Annotated in this window: 17 protein-coding genes; 5 read left to right on the top strand and 12 right to left on the bottom strand. The window is 27.6% G+C overall.

The window, feature by feature from the left end:
• Positions 1-12: 12 nt before the first annotated feature.
• Both IQC44_RS10280 and IQC44_RS10275 read right to left on the bottom strand, forming a co-directional pair.
• Positions 13-1,170 (bottom strand): acyltransferase family protein, encoded by a 1,158-nt coding sequence (locus IQC44_RS10280; protein WP_198306278.1) that lies wholly within the window; start codon positions 1,168-1,170, stop codon positions 13-15.
• 80 nt (positions 1,171-1,250) lie between these two features.
• Positions 1,251-1,949: an alpha/beta fold hydrolase gene (locus tag IQC44_RS10275; protein ID WP_198306277.1), complete on the bottom strand. Its 699-nt coding sequence runs from the start codon at positions 1,947-1,949 to the stop codon at positions 1,251-1,253.
• Between the two features lie 148 nt (positions 1,950-2,097).
• Here IQC44_RS10275 and IQC44_RS10270 point away from each other — a divergent pair, with 148 nt between their 5' ends.
• A complete protein-coding gene (locus IQC44_RS10270) occupies positions 2,098-2,292 on the top strand; it encodes a YgaP family membrane protein (RefSeq protein WP_198306276.1) in 195 nt (64 codons plus the stop codon).
• Positions 2,293-2,311: 19 nt separating this feature from the next.
• Here the strand turns inward: IQC44_RS10270 and IQC44_RS10265 are convergent, their stop codons facing one another.
• The gene (locus IQC44_RS10265) at positions 2,312-3,667 is read right to left on the bottom strand and encodes a M99 family carboxypeptidase catalytic domain-containing protein (protein WP_198306275.1); all 1,356 of its coding nucleotides are present in this window, start codon (positions 3,665-3,667) and stop codon (positions 2,312-2,314) included.
• A 147-nt stretch (positions 3,668-3,814) separates the two neighbouring features.
• Between IQC44_RS10265 and IQC44_RS10260 the strand changes: the two genes are divergently transcribed.
• Positions 3,815-5,515, top strand: a complete 1,701-nt coding sequence (locus IQC44_RS10260; protein WP_228286326.1) for a protein adenylyltransferase SelO family protein — start codon at positions 3,815-3,817, stop codon at positions 5,513-5,515.
• 130 nt (positions 5,516-5,645) lie between these two features.
• Here the strand turns inward: IQC44_RS10260 and guaA are convergent, their stop codons facing one another.
• Genes guaA through IQC44_RS11700 form a run of 3 tightly spaced genes read right to left on the bottom strand, consistent with a single transcriptional unit; the run spans position 5,646 to position 8,814 of the window.
• Complete coding sequence (guaA, locus tag IQC44_RS10255) at positions 5,646-7,181, bottom strand: glutamine-hydrolyzing GMP synthase (RefSeq protein WP_198306274.1); 1,536 nt, start codon at positions 7,179-7,181, stop codon at positions 5,646-5,648.
• A 53-nt stretch (positions 7,182-7,234) separates the two neighbouring features.
• Positions 7,235-8,686, bottom strand: a complete 1,452-nt coding sequence (locus IQC44_RS10250; RefSeq protein WP_198306273.1) for an L-aspartate oxidase — start codon at positions 8,684-8,686, stop codon at positions 7,235-7,237.
• Positions 8,683-8,814 (bottom strand): lipoprotein, encoded by a 132-nt coding sequence (locus IQC44_RS11700; RefSeq protein ID WP_257120206.1) that lies wholly within the window; start codon positions 8,812-8,814, stop codon positions 8,683-8,685. Before IQC44_RS11700 ends, IQC44_RS10250 begins: the two co-directional genes overlap by 4 nt.
• A 153-nt stretch (positions 8,815-8,967) precedes the next feature.
• Here IQC44_RS11700 and IQC44_RS11575 point away from each other — a divergent pair, with 153 nt between their 5' ends.
• Positions 8,968-9,204, top strand: coding sequence for a hypothetical protein (locus IQC44_RS11575; protein ID WP_228286325.1), 237 nt, complete (start codon positions 8,968-8,970; stop codon positions 9,202-9,204).
• 16 nt (positions 9,205-9,220) lie between these two features.
• Here IQC44_RS11575 and IQC44_RS10240 read toward each other — a convergent pair whose 3' ends face one another.
• Positions 9,221-9,916 (bottom strand): DUF481 domain-containing protein, encoded by a 696-nt coding sequence (locus IQC44_RS10240; protein ID WP_198306271.1) that lies wholly within the window; start codon positions 9,914-9,916, stop codon positions 9,221-9,223.
• Entirely contained in the window at positions 9,909-11,450 is a 1,542-nt protein-coding gene (locus IQC44_RS10235; RefSeq protein ID WP_198306270.1) for a B12-binding domain-containing radical SAM protein, read from the bottom strand. The genes IQC44_RS10240 and IQC44_RS10235 overlap by 8 nt, the downstream gene beginning before the upstream one ends.
• Before the next feature lie 89 nt (positions 11,451-11,539).
• Between IQC44_RS10235 and IQC44_RS10230 the strand changes: the two genes are divergently transcribed.
• Positions 11,540-11,839 carry a DUF3817 domain-containing protein gene (locus IQC44_RS10230; protein WP_198306269.1) on the top strand — a complete coding sequence of 100 codons (300 nt, stop codon included), beginning with the start codon at positions 11,540-11,542 and terminating at the stop codon, positions 11,837-11,839.
• Positions 11,840-11,854: 15 nt separating this feature from the next.
• Here IQC44_RS10230 and IQC44_RS10225 read toward each other — a convergent pair whose 3' ends face one another.
• Complete coding sequence (locus IQC44_RS10225; RefSeq protein WP_198306268.1) at positions 11,855-13,738, bottom strand: hypothetical protein; 1,884 nt, start codon at positions 13,736-13,738, stop codon at positions 11,855-11,857.
• A gap of 9 nt (positions 13,739-13,747) precedes the next feature.
• Positions 13,748-15,211, bottom strand: coding sequence for a tRNA uracil 4-sulfurtransferase ThiI (gene thiI, locus IQC44_RS10220; protein WP_198306267.1), 1,464 nt, complete (start codon positions 15,209-15,211; stop codon positions 13,748-13,750).
• Between the two features lie 88 nt (positions 15,212-15,299).
• Here thiI and IQC44_RS10215 point away from each other — a divergent pair, with 88 nt between their 5' ends.
• Entirely contained in the window at positions 15,300-15,557 is a 258-nt protein-coding gene (locus IQC44_RS10215; RefSeq protein ID WP_198306266.1) for a hypothetical protein, read from the top strand.
• A 2-nt stretch (positions 15,558-15,559) separates the two neighbouring features.
• Here the strand turns inward: IQC44_RS10215 and IQC44_RS10210 are convergent, their stop codons facing one another.
• A complete protein-coding gene (locus IQC44_RS10210) occupies positions 15,560-16,051 on the bottom strand; it encodes a hypothetical protein (protein ID WP_198306265.1) in 492 nt (163 codons plus the stop codon).
• Positions 16,052-16,063: 12 nt separating this feature from the next.
• Positions 16,064-17,323 (bottom strand): putative Na+/H+ antiporter, encoded by a 1,260-nt coding sequence (locus IQC44_RS10205; protein WP_198306264.1) that lies wholly within the window; start codon positions 17,321-17,323, stop codon positions 16,064-16,066.
• Positions 17,324-17,579: the final 256 nt, after the last annotated feature.

The raw sequence follows: 17,579 nt of genomic DNA, 5'->3' as shown, positions 1-17,579 counted from the left end.
TCTCTACTTTTTTTATTTTGTAATTTTATCTACAAAATTACTTACAGGAGTTACAAGCTTTTGTAATAGCATACTTACAAGAATAAATACAACCATCCAAACAATAACAGCTGCCCATGAAGGTAAATAATCAAAGAAAATATCATATCTTCCAATTAAAGGCCAGTGAATTAAGTAAACTTCATATGAAAATGCTCCATACATAGCTAAAAATCTACTCTCAACTTTTTTAAGTACAAAAATCACAACAAATGCCATCATAATCACAATACATGCCAATTGTTCAACTAAATAGTTTTCTCCTAAAAGAGATTTTAATATAGGCCAATCTTTTCCACTTGTATGTTGAGAAACATAAGCCACAACAACAGCCATAACTATGATTACAAGGTATCTAGCAATATTTGTATTATCTCTAAAGTTTTTGATACTCTCAACCAATTTATTTGGTACATCTGGTTTAATAGCTAAGAAATATGCCATTAAAATACCAATAGAAAATGCTACAGAGTGAAGTCTATGAAGCCAATTACTTCCTAAATCTAAAGGATTTGTTCCACCAATAATCAAAGCAATAACAGCCAAAATAATTGCAGTTAGCCAAGGTGCTTTTTTGATAAAAAATAGTGGGAAAAGAATATAAAACATCATCATCCAAGTAATATACCAAAATGGAGAGTTTACATCTGCAAAACCATCAGCTGTTGGGAAAAATCCTAAAGCAGATTTTAGCATATACATAAATCCATAATTTTTATCTAAAACAACAAAATCAGCAATAAACATAATAATTAAAGCTATCCAAAATGGAATAAAGATTTTAATTACTCTTTTTTTGTAAAACTCTAAAGTTCCCATAGGTCTTTTCATCATACCAACAGTTAAACCAAATCCCGACATTAGTAAGAATAAATCAACACCAACTCCAGCAATAGTAGAAAGTGGATATAAAAACTCCCAGTTATTTACTTTCATATAAGTAAAGTGAGCAAAAACGACGGTCAAAATCCCCAAACCTTTTAACTCATTTGTTACACTAATTGGAAAAACATCATTATGAGAAGTTCTTCTTAAAGTCAAAAATGTAACAAGCAAAAATGCAACAATTACAATCTGAGTCGCTAATTGAACATCATCTGTAATTTTAAATGTAACCTGCCCTAAAGCCATTGGCTATCTCCTTTTAAAATAAATATTTAGTAATATAATATCTTAAAAACAATTATTTATTACTTTTATTAATAAATATTTTAATTATTCATCCAATTTCTTATGTTTTTTTCCAATTCTTCAGGGAATTCCAAAGGTATATTATGGCTTGTTCCAACTCTTTTAATTAAAGTTATATTGTGTTTTTCATTTTCAAGTTTATTTATTGCTTCACTATCAAGAAGCCTATCATCACTACTATAAAACATTGTTACAGGTAAATTTAACTCTTTTAGCTCTTTACTTAAATCAACTCTATTAAAAGTGCTTTCAAGTTGAGAGATAAACTCCTCTTTCCCCATTTCATTAAACATCTCAACAATAGTTTGTAGTAAATCTAAATCATCTATATTTTGTTCTTCAACCAAACTCTTTGCTTTTTGTAAATCTAAACTTATTTCATCATTTAATTTAGCAAACTCCAACTTTTCTCTTCTTCTAGCTAGTTCCACATCTGAAGTTTTTGCAGGAGTTGAACTAAGCATAAAAAGCCTTTTAACTCTTTGTGGAAATTTTATTGAAAAATATGAAGCAATATAACCACCCAAAGAAAAACCCAAAAGGTTTATCTTTTCATCTTTTATTTGTTTAGATAAAATCTCATTTATCTCATCAAAATTTGTACTTCTTGGAATTTTCAAATAAATAATTTCAAAACTATCTTCTATTTTTGGTAAAACTCTTTTCCATAATTTTTCATTTGTCATAAGACCTGGAATAAAATATATTTTCTCTTTCATTTTATAAAACCTTTTAATTTTTTAAATAATATAGATTTTACACAAAGCCAACTTAATCAAAAAATCAAAATAAATATAATAAGTTTTTCTTATTCATTATAAATTAAGTTATCTTATATAATAATCACAAAAAAATTTGGAGTAATAGATGAATACATTTGATAAAATAAGAGCTTTTTGTAGACCATTTAGAATAGTTTTAGGATTGGTTTTAATCGCTATTGGATTTTATATAAGTAACCCTTGGTTTTATTTAGGGTTTATACCTTTGGTAGCTGGAATTTTAGATTTTTGTCCACTTTGCAAATTTAGTGGAAAATGTACACCAAAATTAAAAAAATAAATAAGTTTAAGAAGTAATCTTACTTCTTAAATTTTATTATTATCATTCCGCAAAATTTATTATCTTTATAAAATTCTGCTCTATATTCTTGATTATTTTTATCTATTGAATAAGCATCTTGAATATCTTTTCTTTCTAATAAAATATTATCTTCACTATCAACACCTTCTTTACTGTATCCAATAATATTTACTCTATAAGCAGATTTATCTATTTTAAAATTATTTTCAACTTCTATAATTTCTCCCAATTTTGTCTCAATTGTCTTTCCATCAACTTCTATTTTTATCTTATCTTTTACTTCATAAATTTCAAAAATTTGAGGAGTAAGAGTTGTAACTTTTTGATTTCCTATATAAATTTCAAAACTATTTTTTACATTTTTAATATTTGCTATATTGTGGTCAAAATCAAAATTATTTTGCTTTGCTTTCATAGGTACAAATCTAAGCTCTTTTTTGATATCAGTTAAATTTAATTTTATATTATTATTTATAGTTAAAGTTCCAAAATCCTCTACTAACTTTTTAACACTATCATAATTATTTACATCAAAATCTCTTTCAAAACCTATTTCCATTACATTCATAAACTCTTCAATAGATTTTAGTTGATAAATAACCTTATGAGTTAAATCTGTAATATTTTTGCTTGTTTCAATTGCAAATGCTGGTTTATTGTTTGTAACTGCAAAATATGTAAGAGAAAGTTGTTGCTCTTCATCTTTTGCTTTTGTTTCAGTATTTTTTACACCAAAATAGTGAAAATCTTGAAAAAGCTTATCTTGATTTAAAGCATCTCTTACTTTTGAAGCTATCTCATCAAGATTACCAAATTTTTCTAAAGAGTGAATTTTTTCTTGATCAATAATTGTTGCTTGTCCCCAAGCTCTTGGATTGAAAATTGCATTTTCATACTCTTTTCTATAAAATCCATGACCATCATGTAAATTTAAAATCAAATCTACTTGTTTATCTGTAATTATTTTTTTTATTTTTTGCACATTTGCATAATCAGAATCTTTTTTATCTAAAGTACTAAATTTTCTATTCATATCCTTATAAAGACCTCTTTGATTTGCAACCATACTATCAATATTAACACTAGGGGCTACCCAAACTGCTCCTTTTGTTATCTTATAGTGTTTTTCAAAAAAAGATGGTGCAAAGTAACCACCTGGTTCATCTCCGTGGATACCACCAATTATAAGAAGAGTATTTCCATCTTCATTTGCCTCTTTTTTATATAAAGTAAACTCTTTGTTTGTTACATTACTTTTATTAGTAGTGGAAGTATTGTTTTTAGTTGTTTTCTTATTTGTAGAACCTCCATATAAAGATAGTACTAAAGCTAATATTATAGTTATAAATTTCATCTCTCTCCAAAATACATAAAAAATGGTTTGAATAATAGCAAAAAGCTTTTTATAGGTGGATTAAAAGTGATATTCTTAAAAATAGAGTTATTCTCTATTTTATGTTAGAATATTTATAAAATAAGATATAAATGGATAAATATAATAATGAATAAAAACAGTATAAAAACTATAGAAACATTTGAAGAACTAATAAATTTAAGTGATTACTCTTTTGTAAACAAGTTAAATAAAGACCCAGATTCAAAATATAGTGGTGACAATAAATTTCCAAGAGAGGTTTTTAGTGGGCATTTTGTAGAGCTTGAGCCAACAACTATAAAAGAGCCAATTTATATTTCTCACAGCATTAATTTTTTTAAAGAGTTAGGTTTTAGTGAAAACTTATTAAAATCTTCTGATTTTATAAAACTATTCTCTGCAGATAGTTCAAATATCTCAACAAAAAATAATTTAAAATCTTGGGCAACAGGATATGCTCTATCAATTTATGGTAGAGAGTATTATGCACAATGCCCTTTTCAAACTGGAAATGGCTATGGAGATGGTAGAGCAATCTCTGTTTTGGAAGCTGTGATAAATGATAAAAGATGGGAATTTCAGCTAAAAGGCTCTGGAAAAACTCCATATTGTAGAGGAGCTGATGGAAGAGCAGTTTTAAGATCAAGTATTAGAGAGTTTTTGGCTCAAGAGCATATGCACGAACTTAGAATTCCAACTTCAAGATCTTTGACTTTGTTTACTTCTAAAAAAGAGCAAGTAACTAGACCTTGGTTTAAAGACAATTCTTACTCAATGGATCCTGAACTTATGATAAAAGAAGATGTTGCAATTACAACAAGAGTGGCATCTTCTTTTTTAAGAGTAGGACAAATAGAACTTTTTGGAAGACGAGCTAGAAAAAATGAACATAAAAATGCTTTGCAAGAGTTAGAAATGATTGTATTATATTTGATTGATAGAGAATATAGTGAAGAAATCAATCAAGATTTAACTTTAGAAGAAAAGATAATATTACTTGCAATTGAGTTTCAGAATCGTCTTACTTCTTTGGTGGCTAACTGGATAAGAGTTGGGTATTGTCAAGGAAATTTTAATAGTGATAACTGTGCAGCTGGTGGTTTTACTCTTGATTATGGTCCATTTGGTTTTATGGAGATGTTTGACCCAAAATATCAATCTTGGACAAATGGAGGAATGCACTTTTCATTTTTTAATCAGCCTGTTGCTGCACAAAAAAACTTTAAATCCTTTTGTAGTGCTTTAAAACCTCTACTTAATTCAAATATAGAGTATTTAAAAAAACTTGAAGATATTGAAAACAGTTTTTTAAATATTATGCAAGAAAGAATGGAAAATATGTGGGCTAGTAAGTTGGGATTAGAAAAGTTTGATTTTGAACTTTTTGAAGGACTTATAAATCTTATGATTGATACAAAAGTTGATTACACAATATTTTTTAGAGAGTTATCAAATATTCCTTATGATGTTAATGGTCTTGAAAAAAGCTTTTATGGAAATTTGGAAAGTGAAAATATAAAAGCTAGATGGAATAGTTGGATTAAAAATTGGAAATCAAAAATAAATGTAAAAGATGATGAGTCAAAACAAAATCTTTCAAATAAAATGAAGTTAATTAATCCAAAATATATTTTAAGGGAGTGGCATTTGGTTTGGGCATATCAAGAGGCACAAAATGGAAATTATGAACCTTTAAATGAACTACAAGAGATAATGACAAAACCTTATGAAGAGCAGAGTGAAGAAGTAGAAAAAAAATATTATGCTAAAAAACCAAAAGACTTTTTTGGAATAGCTGGAATATCCCATGTTAGTTGTTCATCGTAAAAATCAAAAAAAATTTATTTTTTATAATTTCTAAAAAGTTTTATGTAGATTTTTTTGAATTTTGGTGATGGTGTACTACTAGTACATCAAGCCAAAATTCAAGGAAAGATATGTGAAAATTCTTAGAAAATTATTCCCATTCGATTGTTGCTGGTGGTTTTGATGATATATCATAAACAACTCTGTTTATTCCATCAACTTCATTTATAATTCTTCTACTAATTGTTTCCAAAATTTCATGTGGAATATGTGCAAAAGTTGCTGTCATACCATCTGTTGCATCTACTATTCTTACACAAACAGTGTTATCATAAGTTCTATTATCTCCCATAACACCAACAGATTTTACATTTAATAAAACTGTAAATGCTTGCCAAGTTTTTTCATAATATCCAGTTGAGTGAAGAACATCAAGTAAAATCACATCAGCCTTTCTTAAAAGGTCTAAATCAGGTTTATTTACATCTCCCATAACTCTTATTGCAAGACCAGGTCCAGGGAAAGGGTGTCTATTTATCATATTTCTTGGAAGTCCAAGTTCTAGTCCTAGCTCTCTTACTTCATCTTTAAAAATCTCTCTTAAAGGCTCAACTAATTCAAACTTCATCCAATCAGGAAGCCCTCCAACATTGTGATGAGATTTTATAGTTTTTGAAGGTCCTTTAACTGAAACAGACTCGATAACATCTGTATATAGAGTTCCTTGAGCTAAAAACTCAACTCCAGAGTGTTTTTTTGCCTCTTTATCAAATACTTCTATAAAAGTTTCTCCAATAATCTTTCTTTTTCTCTCAGGATCAGTAACACCAGAAAGTTTACTTAAAAACTCTTCACTTGCATCAACAGTTATTAAATCTATTCCTCTACTTTTAAAAATAGTTTCAACTTGCTCTCTTTCGTTTGCTCTTAAAAGACCATTGTCCACAAATACAGGAATTACTTGATTTCCAATTGCTTCAAAAAGTAGTGTTGCAACAACAGAGCTATCAACCCCACCACTAACAGCACATAAAACTTTTTTATCTCCAACTTGTTTTTTTACTCTTGCAATTTGCTCTTTTGCAAAACTTCCCATATTCCAAGTGCTTTCACAACCACAAATATATTTTGCAAAGTTTTTAAGTAATTTTGTTCCACACTCTGAGTGATAAACTTCTGGATGGAATTGGAAAGCATAGATATTTCTACTTGTATTTGCAATAGCTGCATAAGGAGAATTTTCACTTGTTGCTATTTTTTCAAATCCACTAGGAATCTCTTCAACTCTATCACCGTGGCTCATCCAAACAATTTGACCACTAGGAGTATCTTTGAAAATTTCACTGTCTCCTACAAAATCTAGTTTTGCTTTACCATATTCGTGGCTACTTGCAGGAACAACACTTCCACCAAAGTATTGAGAAATAAGTTGCATTCCATAACAAATTCCTAAAATCGGAAGCCCTAAATCAAAAATTGTGCTATCTGGATGATATGAATCACTAGCATAAACTGAGGCTGGACCACCTGAAAGGATAATCCCTTTTGGAGTTCTAGCCATAATATCTTCAATTGATTCGTTATATGGAACAATTTCAGAATAAACTCCACTTTCTCTTAATTTTCTAGCAATAATTTGTGTGTATTGACTACCAAAATCTAATACAACTATTGGTACATGCTTCATTAATTTTACCTTTCTTCTATTGTTTAATCGGATATTCTATCTAAAAACTCTTTTTAATCTTCTTTTATAAAGTGAGCACCCAAAGATTTTTCTCTTTTAAGACAAGCTTTAAGAATAGTTTTTGCAGTTAAAAGTCTTAAATATAATAGCCTTCCAACATCAAGTTTTAAATAGTTTTCAATAAGCTCCAAAGCTTCATTTAGTTCTTTTTTTGTTCGCACTATTCCAGCTTGTTCCCACATAATTCTTCTTAAATCATCTTTTATCTCTTTATCTATACTTTTATTTCTAGTGTAGTTTTTTATCTCTTTTGTATAGTTCTCTTTTTTGATTTTAAAATTATCTTCCAAAGAGTTTGAAACTGCAATTTTTGAAAAAACCAAACCTTCCAAAAGTGAATTTGAAGCCAATCTATTTGCCCCGTGAACTCCATTACAAGCAACTTCTCCAATAGCATAAAGATTTTTAAAACCTTTTACTCTTGTATCCAAACCAACATCAACTCCACCCATACAGTAGTGAAAAGCTGGACTTATTGGCACATTTTCAAAAGGGAGTTCATATCCTAAATCTTTTATATTTTCATAAATATTTGGAAATCTTTTTTTAAAGGCTTTTTTCTCAAATTTTTCAAAAGATAGAAAAACTCCTAGTCCAGTTTTTTTATTGTAATCAAAAATAGCACGACTAACTATATCTCTAGGAGCTAACTCTCCATCTTCGTGATAATCAAATAAAAATCTCTTTCCATTTTCATCTACAACAAAAGCACCCTCACCTCTTAAAGCTTCACTTAATAGCGGTTTTCTTGCAAATGTTGTACCTTTTAAAACTGTTGGATGAAACTGTGTCATCTCCATATCTTTTAGAGCTATATTCTTTTCTGCAATAATTCCGTGAACTTCTCCCGCATTTGCTGTTGAGTTTGTATGGTATCTATAAAGTGAACCAACTCCTCCACTTGCAATTATTGTATTGTGAGAAAAAGCTACTTTTTGTTCATATTCACTTGTAAAATATTGAACTCCATAACAAATATCATCTTGTACTAATAAATCACAAACAACAGCTTGAGTTAAAATCTCATGAGGACAATGTTCAAGTAAAAAAAGATGAATCTCTCTTCCTGTTGCATCTCCACAAGCATGTAAAATTCTATTTCTACTATGAGCTGCCTCTTTTGTATATGCTAAAGTTCCATCATCTTTTTTATCAAAATTCATACCAGAGTCTATAAGCTCTTTTATTGTAGGAATTGATTCACGACTTAAAAGCTCAACAGCTTTTATATTGTTGTAGTTTACACCAGCTTCAAGAGTATCTTTTATATGTGTGGGTATATCATCTTTATCAACAGCACTTGCAATTCCACCTTGAGCCCAAAAAGTATTTGAGTTCCAAGTGGACATTTTACACAAAATTAAAACTCTCTTATCTTTTGGTAAAAGTCTTGCAGCATTTAAACCAGCTATTCCAGCTCCAACTATTATATAATCGTATATCATTGTTGTGTTGTTTGTTGTTTATCATTTGGTTTATAAACTGGATCAGCCTTATACCCACAAGCACTAAAACTAAATAAAACTCCTGCTATAATTAAAGTATGAAAAAACTTAACGATATTCTTAACCATATTGAATCCTTTCCCGAATTTAAAAAATTTAACACAATAAAATCAATCTCGAAATTTATTGATATTCTTCCAGACAAACTTAAAAATGGTATTAAATTTGCATATATAAAAAATAGAACACTTTTTTTTGTATTGACTCATCAAGTATATAAAATGGAATTTAAGTATAACAAAGAGGAAATAAAAAAATTATTAGAAAAATATCAATTTACCGATATTAGCGATATAGATTTTTTTGTTACAAATACTATAAATAGTGAAAAAAATGAGAAAATTGAAGATAAAAAGTACAAAGAAAGATCTTTAGGAATTTTTGAAAATAGAATAAAAGATGAAAAACTTTTTTTAAAATTTGAAAATATTAGAAAAATAATAAAAGAGTCAAGATAATAGGAAATTTATGATTTTAAAAATCATAAATTAAAGAAGTCAAAAACTTTCTATCCAATCTCTCTTTCTCTGTTTGATTTACATACTCAAGTTTATAGTTTGCACCCAAAGATAAATTATCAATCATTTTTACATAAACTCCTGTATCACTTTTAAAGAAATACCTTTTTGAATCACGGCTTGAAAAAAGATAAGCTAACATCTGCCTAAATTCAATATTCTCTCTTATATTATATTTATAGTTCATCTCTACTTTTGGAGCTAGATATTTATCTGTTTTTTTATCATCAAATCTATCAACAGCATAATCAAAACCACCTTGAATATCTAAAACCTCATCATCTTCATAGATAAACTTATATCCAAGACCTGGCCCTATATTTAACCTTGATTTATAATCACTAAACTCATCTCTTACAAAATATCCACCTAAATAGGTATATAATCTATCTCCTATCATATGGTTATATTCTAAATCTATCTCATATTTATTTGCTGATTTTTTATTATTATCTTTACTTCTAAAAATATTTGCTTTTGCCTTTAACTCTCGTTCATCAAATTTTGCTTCGCTTAATATACTTCCATTTAGTGAACTTGTATTTGTATTTCCACTACTATTTACATACGATAATTCAGCTCTATTTGTAATATTATCTTGTGCATATATACTAGAAAATATTAGTGCTAAAATAATAAATTTTTTATTCATCTGTTTCTTTCCTTAAAACCTGTCTTTTTTGAGCTTTGCTTTGCTCTATTTGTATAAAATCTTGCTCATATTTTGAAAACTTCTTTAAAAATGGTGGGATTTTTCTCCCCTTTATACTCATTACATCTTCTAAGATAGTTTTTACCAAAAGTTCCTCTTCAAAATCCCTACTTAAATACTCAAACAAATACTCTGCAACTCTATCAAGTGAGATTTTATGTGTACTTTCACTTCTTTTATAAATCCATTTTGAAAAAGAAAAAAAACCATCAAATACCTTTCCATCTTTAAATAATAGCTTAGAAGTTTTCATAAAGTTACCACTATTATAAACTATATCCCAAAATCTAGCAAACCTCTTCATATCTTGCATTAAATCAAAGGGTATTAAATCGTTTTGCAAAATATCATAAGGTGGAAATGGATTATAAACCATACCATAAACTTCATCATGCCTATTTAGTGTAGTTCCTGATAGTTTTTTAAGTATTCCTATTTGAATTTCACCACTACTTAGAGTATAAAGCAAATCAAGATTTGAAGCAAAACTCTCTATTGTTTCACTAGGAAGCCCTACAATTAAATCTATATGCATATGTGCTTTTGTTTCATTACTTAAAAATGCTAGATTATCTTTTATTTTCTCCATTCGTAAATTTCTATTAATCTGTTTTGCTACATCTAAATTTAGAGTTTGAATTCCAACTTCAAGCTGTAAACTTCCAGCTTTAAACTGTTTTAAAAGCTCTCGCAGTTCTGGTGGAAAATTATCAGGAATTACTTCAAAATGTAAAAAGTAATCCTCATCTTTTGCTAAAAAATACTCCAAAATTGCTTTTGCATAAGATATTTTTAGATTAAAAGTCCTATCTATAAACTTATAATTTCTAGCTCCCCTATTCCAGAGTTTATCAATCTGCTGTAAAAAAACATCCATAGGCAAATATCTCATAGATGAGTCAATACTAGATAGACAAAACTCGCAAGTAAAAGGGCAACCACGGCTACTTTCTATATAGATATGTCTATTTTTTATATCAAAATCAGTGTAATAATCATAAGGTAAGGCAATTTTATCAAACTCTACTGGTTTTGCATGAATTATCTTATCTTTTGGTCTAAATCCACCTAAAACATTAAGACACAGGTTATAAACAGATATTTCACCTTCTCCAAACATAAAATAATCTGATTTTTCTAAATCAACTCTATGTGGTAAATGGCTTATTTCTGGACCACCTAAAGCAACTATTGTTTGTGGGCTTACAAGTTTTATATAATTTACAAGCTCTTTAACATCTGAAACATTCCAAATATATGTAGAGATTAATACTATTTTTGGTCTGTATTGTAGTATCTCTTCTGCTATTGTTTGGTTTTGGCTATTTATTACAAACTCCAATATTTTTGCATTTTCTTTTAGCTCTTTTAAGTTTGCAAACAAATACCGTAAAGATAGACTTGAATGTGAAAATCTTGAGTTTAATGTTGTAAGAATTATATCTTTTTGTTCTACTGTATTTTTATTATTCATAAGGCGGATTTTACTTAAAATGGTGTTACACTAAGCTTTTATATAGTTTAACCTACTATAATTTAGCAAAAAAATTAAAAAGGTTTTATATGCTTAGAACAAAATTTGCTCAATTTAGAACAATTTCAATAGTTGAAGGAATATCATATTTAGTACTTGTACTAATAGCAATGCCACTAAAATATCTTTTTGCTGAGCCTATGGCTGTAAAAATATTTGGAATGATTCATGGGATTTTATTTATTCTTTTTTGTATTGCACTTTATGGAGCTATGAAAAGATATAAATGGGGATTTGTTTTCTCTTTGAAACTATTTATCTACTCTTTAATTCCATTCTTATTTATCTTAATAGAAAAAGAGATTATGAAAAAAAGAGAAAATATTTAGGCAAAGCCTAAATATTTATTTTAATTTTTTCTTCTCTTCTTCTAAATCAATATCTGCTATTTTTACAAAATATGTTTGTTGGTCTTGTGTTTGACTAGTTGTTTCTGTAGGAACAAGTTCATAATTATCATCATTGTTTGAAGAGTATCCTCTTAAGTTTATCTCCAAGAAATCATCAATTTTTGATACATCAATATCTAAACTAAACTCTTTTTCAATATTTATATCAGTCCAATTATCATCAAAACCTTCAACCATTAAATAAGAAGCTTTAATATTTTTCCCCAATAAACCACTATACATCTCATCTTTTTCTTTATATACATCAAGTTTTTTAAAGTTTTTAGGATTTTTCACCTTTATTAGTGAAGCATCTTTTAACTCAGGGAAAGATACACTTATTCCGCCTGAATTTATCTTATCTAAAGAGCTTTTATATTTAAAATTTAATCTTAAAGTATTTTTATCTAATAATAAATAGCTATATGAAAGATTTAAATCATCTTCATACATATCATAATCCATATCAGCAAAAGGCTCATTTTTTGGAAATTTCAAAGACTCTTTTGGTAAAACTAAACTATCATTTACATATAAACCATCAGCTTTTAATTCAGCTTTTAAAATTTTAAACTCATTATCTTCTGAATCTAAAAGTTTTATATTCATAGTTTTATTTAAACCTAAATCTTCTACTAGTTTTGTAGCTGAATCTTTATCTATTTTTAAATCAATATTTATAGAATCAAAAACATCATTTAAAGCTTCAAATTTCATCTCTGAAAGATTTTTGCTAAGAGCAAAACTAGATTTTAAATCAAAAGTTTTAAACCACTCTTTATTTTGAAAGTTTAGGTTTTTTGAGTCTAAATTTAAAGCTATACTAATTCCAGCTTTTGAAAGAGCTTCCAAAAACTCTTTTGCCTGTTTTTCTAACTTCTCTCCATTATCACCAATATTTGCATATACATTCATAAAATCTTCATACTGTTTATAAGGAACTTTACTCAAGATTAAATCAAGAGAAGAGTTTTTTATAGTTATTTCATCTTCTTTAGAATTTGATTTTTTAAAAACCAAATCTTCAAATGCAATTTTTGAATTACCCTCTAATAAGCCATCTATTACTTTTGAAAAAGATAAAAGTTCTATACTTTTAATATTTAACTTAGCAAAATTATCAGAGATATTTACATTTTCTATATCAAATTTTGAACTAATTGCTTTATTCTCCTTTTCCTCATAAAAACTCTTTATTTTTTCAAAAGAGATAGTAAAATCATCTTCTTTGTTATTTGCTTTGATTAAATCAATATTTAAATTATTTTTATCTCCATATATACCTCTAATAGTCATTGAACTATCAGGCATAACATAATTTATATCTTTGATTTTATAATTTTGCTTTTCGTCTATATTTATTTGGAAATCTCTATTATTTAGCATATTCTCCAAACTTTTAAGAGCTTTATTATCCTCAAAAGATAGTATCTCCTGCATTGCACTATTTGACAATTTTGTTAAATATAGATTTAGATCTAATTTAGAGTTCAAAAGATTAATATTAAAATCATAATCAAAAGTAAGACCTTCTAAAGCCTCATCAAGCATACTATTATCAAAAATCTTTACAATTTGTTCTATACTCTTTTTTAATTCACTCTCTTCTTGAAGAGAAACCAAATACTTAATAGCTTTTTCTGAATAAGCAACTTCTATTTTTCCATTTGCTTCTATTTTTAAAGGAATATCTCTTTTTTCAATATTCACATTAAAACCATTTGCTTTTAACTCCTCTATTTTTGCATCGATTTTACTATTTACACTACTTCTTAAAGTAAAACAAACTGCAACTACAACTAAAACAAGGGCTAATAAGCCCAAAATAACTTTTTTCATAATACTCCTTTAATTTGGTCTATAAACTTTTATATTTGTAAATTTTTGCTCATCTTTTAGATACTGTCCGTGAAGCTGACTCATAACACCTTTATCACAATATAAAAGATAAGTTTTATCTTGGTCTAATTTTTTAAACTCCTTTTTCAAGTCATAAAAAGGGATTTTTAAAACTGTACAAGAAGCTTTTAAAGTATCGCTACTTTGTCTAATATCAATTACTGTATCATCACTACTTAAATTATTTACAACTTCCAAAGTCCCAACTTCACAAACATCATCTAAAACTTCATCAATATTTTTTATTTTTGCATTTTTAACAGCTTCATCTAAAACTGTATAATCAAAAGCTTTAGACTCTTTTTCAACTCTATCAAAACTTCCAGCAGTTACTGGATTTTGCGAAATTACTCCACAATACTCAGGCATGGCTTCTGCAAATTTTTTTGTTCCTATTTTTGTTGCTATATCAATAATTTCTGGCTTAGACATAAAAGCAAGTGGTCTTAAAATCAAAATATCACTTGCTTTATCAATTAAGCTTAAATTTCTTAGAGTTTGACTTGAAACTTGAGCTACACTCTCTCCTGTTATTAAAGCATCTATCTTCATATTTTTTGCTACACTTTGAGCAGCTTGTATCATCAATCTTTTAAGCATAACTCCCATATATGAGGGGCTTATATCTTTAAATATTTGAGTTACAACATCTTCAAAAGGAATAGTAATAAATGAAACTCTATGAGAAGAGGCAAATTTATTCCATAAATACCAAGATACTTGTTTTACTCCTATTTCATGAGCTATTCCACCTAAATTAAAGAAAATAAAGTGAGTTTTCAAACCTCTTTTTTGAGATAAGTAAGAAGCAACAGTTGAATCAAATCCACCAGACATTAAAGACAAAATTTCACCTTGAGTTCCTAAAGGAAAACCACCCATTCCATAATATTTTTTTGTAATGATATTAAGCTTACTATGTTCTAACTCTAAATTTATAGTATAGTCTGCATTTCTTAAATCAACACCTTTTGTTTTAGGATTATGTGCCAACATATATCCACCAACAGTTTGTTCTATATTTGTTGATTTAAAATCTTGAGTTCCAACTCTTTTTGCTCTTACCACAAAAGTTTTATCTTCTATTAAATCTTTCATATATTTGTTTACTTCAACTTTTATTTCATCTAAAGTATGCATATTATCAATTTGAATAGCCTCTAAAACTTGCTCTATTCCTGAAGTATTAAGAAGCTTTTCTCTTAAAGCATCTACAAACTTTATTGGACAAAGAAGCTCTATTTTGTCAAAGAATTTTTTTATTTGTATATCAGTTGAAATTTGGTTTGATATTTTTTGAAGATTAAAAAATAGTTGATTTATCATCTGTCTTTTGGCACTATCGCCTTTTATCATTATTTCTGTGAAATATTTAACTATGAATTTTTGTGTCTTTATGCTATTGTCTTCCATTTTTTACTGCCTAATTTATTTTTTTAAGTCGCGATTATATCATTTTTTGAGATAATACAGCTTTTACAAAATTTCAAAAGGCGAAAAAATGAATATAGATACTTTGGAAGACTTAGCAAAAGAGTTGAAAAATGACAAAAACAAAAATGTTTATAAAATTTTTGATGATTATGCTAAAAAAAATAATATAAGTGATGAAGAGCTAGAACAAAAGCTTTCAAAAGAGCATGATTGTTTTAAATGTGATAGTTGTGAAAAGTTTTACTGCTATGATGAGTACTCATTTTTTGATGAAGAGTGTATCTACTGCTTTGATAGTGAAGCTGACGATGAAGAGGAGTATTAATACTACTCATCATCAAAATTTGCTTCTAACTCATCTTGAATTATTAAAGCATCTATTGCTCTAGTTTTCAAATTTAAAACTTTAGAACCACCAAAACAATCAACAACTATATTTTTTCCTACAACATTAAAGCTAACTTCTCCTGCACTTTGAATAATATAATTTGAGAAAAGTCTGTTTGCAACCCTTTTAAAAGAGAATTTTTTAGGGAAAATAATAAATTTTGAAGATGTCATTATATATCTTGATTCTAGTTTAAAATTTTCAAGTAGCCTATTTTTTATCGCTTCATTTGTCTTACCAGAGATTAAATCGCATTTTAAATCTTCATGTAAAAGACAAATCCTATCATCATTTATTTTTACAAAACCAAACTCATTTGGTTTTACTCTAGTATTATAGAAATGTTTAAAAACTTCTATATGATCAAAAGAGTTTGAAAAAACAATCAAACTCTTATTTGTTCTTGCAAATTTCGCAAAATCTGAAACCATTTTTGTATATCCTTATAAAATTATAAAACATAAACTAGCTATTAATGTAGGAACTAAAGCTCCTAAAAATAGGTATCTTGGATCTATTGAACCATCTTCAAAATGACTTTTTAAAATAGCTGCACCTGCTGGATTTGGTGCATTTGCTATAATAGTTAAACCACCACCACAAACAGCCCCTGCAACCAAGTAGTATTTAAATTCAGCACTTAATCCTTCAACTAGTGAACCTAAATATGTAATTGCTGCATTATCTGTAAATGCACCTAGAGTAATAGCTCCAACAAAAGCCTCCACATTACTCATATTTGCAATAATATCTTTTAGCCACCACTCTTGCTGACCTCCTAAAATAACCAAACCTCCAAGGAAAAATGCAACTAAGAGCCCTTCTCTTAACATTAATCTATCTTGATATTGTTGATAAGCATAAGTTACACCTAAAAAAAGTAAAAAAATACTCATAAAAAATGCTGGATAATGCCCAAAATAAACAACTAAAAAAAGAAAAACAAAGTGAGTTAAAACTATACCAAATGGTATTTTTTCTCTATCACTAACTGTTGTTCTAATATTTATAACTGATAGCTCTTTATAAAATAAAATCATTATTAAAAATGTATTTATCAATATTGCAATTATAGCTTTCCACCCAAAAGTTGTAAACATAAAAGTTGTACTCCAATCCCAAGTTTGAGCAACCATAAGTATTGGTGGAGCTGCAAAATTTGTTAAAGTTCCACCAATAGAAACATTTATGAATAAAGCTCCCAAAGTCATATACTTAAGCTTTTTTGAAATGCCTTGAGAAAATAGTTTATCAGCTAAAATTAAAGCAGAAAGAGTCATAGCAGCTGGTTCAGTAATTAGTGAACCAAAAAGTGGAATAATAGCCATTACAACAAAGTAAAATCCTAAAGCACCTTTTTTCGGTAAGATATTTGATATTTTTTTAACAAAGGCTACAACACTTTGTAAAATTGGTCTAGTTCCAGCTATTACCATAATTACAAAAACAAACATAGTCTCAATATAACTTCTTGAATTAACATAATCCAAAGTCTCATATTTACCAAGAAACATAAACATAAAAATAACTAAAACCATAGCCCAAATTCCAAACACAACTTCAATTTCTCCTAAAAGATGAAAAAGTCCAGAGTGTTTTTCACTTCTATGTGCTAAATGTTCAAAATATTTAACTGAAAATATATGAATAATTGCAATAGCAAAAATAACAGCAGCAATAATCTGCAAGGTAGTTGGTGGCATAAAAAACTCCTAAGAAATAAAATTTTATTACTGAATAATTTTCATTTTACTAAATTAGTGCTTAATTTTTTAAAACTCATATTTTAGAAGTTTTAAAGAGAACTTGATTTTACTTATATTCTTCTATTTCATTAGAATATTTTGTATAATTTTATTTATTTTTATACAATATATTAATATTTAATAGTATTAAATATTATAAATACTCTTATTCTTGAATTCTTTTTGAATTGCATATGTAATATATATGTATTAT

The organism is Arcobacter vandammei, assembly GCF_016106035.1.
Lineage (GTDB): Bacteria > Campylobacterota > Campylobacteria > Campylobacterales > Arcobacteraceae > Aliarcobacter > Aliarcobacter vandammei.
Note: the sequence above shows the minus strand (reverse complement) of the source record. Positions and strands in the feature narration are given on the sequence as shown.

Excerpts from the sequence above, each read along its gene's own strand:
- IQC44_RS10260 (WP_228286326.1), top strand. The coding sequence starts at position 3,815 with ATGAATAAAAACAGTATAAAAACTATAGAAACATTTGAAGAACTAATA.
- IQC44_RS10235 (WP_198306270.1), bottom strand. The coding sequence starts at position 11,450 with ATGAATAATAAAAATACAGTAGAACAAAAAGATATAATTCTTACAACA.
- IQC44_RS11700 (WP_257120206.1), bottom strand. The coding sequence starts at position 8,814 with ATGGTTAAGAATATCGTTAAGTTTTTTCATACTTTAATTATAGCAGGA.
- IQC44_RS10275 (WP_198306277.1), bottom strand. The coding sequence starts at position 1,949 with ATGAAAGAGAAAATATATTTTATTCCAGGTCTTATGACAAATGAAAAA.
- thiI (WP_198306267.1), bottom strand. The coding sequence starts at position 15,211 with ATGGAAGACAATAGCATAAAGACACAAAAATTCATAGTTAAATATTTC.
- IQC44_RS10210 (WP_198306265.1), bottom strand. The coding sequence starts at position 16,051 with ATGGTTTCAGATTTTGCGAAATTTGCAAGAACAAATAAGAGTTTGATT.
- IQC44_RS10225 (WP_198306268.1), bottom strand. The coding sequence starts at position 13,738 with ATGAAAAAAGTTATTTTGGGCTTATTAGCCCTTGTTTTAGTTGTAGTT.
- IQC44_RS10230 (WP_198306269.1), top strand. The coding sequence starts at position 11,540 with ATGCTTAGAACAAAATTTGCTCAATTTAGAACAATTTCAATAGTTGAA.
- IQC44_RS10280 (WP_198306278.1), bottom strand. The coding sequence starts at position 1,170 with ATGGCTTTAGGGCAGGTTACATTTAAAATTACAGATGATGTTCAATTA.
- IQC44_RS10205 (WP_198306264.1), bottom strand. The coding sequence starts at position 17,323 with ATGCCACCAACTACCTTGCAGATTATTGCTGCTGTTATTTTTGCTATT.
- IQC44_RS10240 (WP_198306271.1), bottom strand. The coding sequence starts at position 9,916 with ATGAATAAAAAATTTATTATTTTAGCACTAATATTTTCTAGTATATAT.
- guaA (WP_198306274.1), bottom strand. The coding sequence starts at position 7,181 with ATGAAGCATGTACCAATAGTTGTATTAGATTTTGGTAGTCAATACACA.
- IQC44_RS10215 (WP_198306266.1), top strand. The coding sequence starts at position 15,300 with ATGAATATAGATACTTTGGAAGACTTAGCAAAAGAGTTGAAAAATGAC.
- IQC44_RS10250 (WP_198306273.1), bottom strand. The coding sequence starts at position 8,686 with ATGATATACGATTATATAATAGTTGGAGCTGGAATAGCTGGTTTAAAT.
- IQC44_RS10270 (WP_198306276.1), top strand. The coding sequence starts at position 2,098 with ATGAATACATTTGATAAAATAAGAGCTTTTTGTAGACCATTTAGAATA.
- IQC44_RS11575 (WP_228286325.1), top strand. The coding sequence starts at position 8,968 with ATGGAATTTAAGTATAACAAAGAGGAAATAAAAAAATTATTAGAAAAA.
- IQC44_RS10265 (WP_198306275.1), bottom strand. The coding sequence starts at position 3,667 with ATGAAATTTATAACTATAATATTAGCTTTAGTACTATCTTTATATGGA.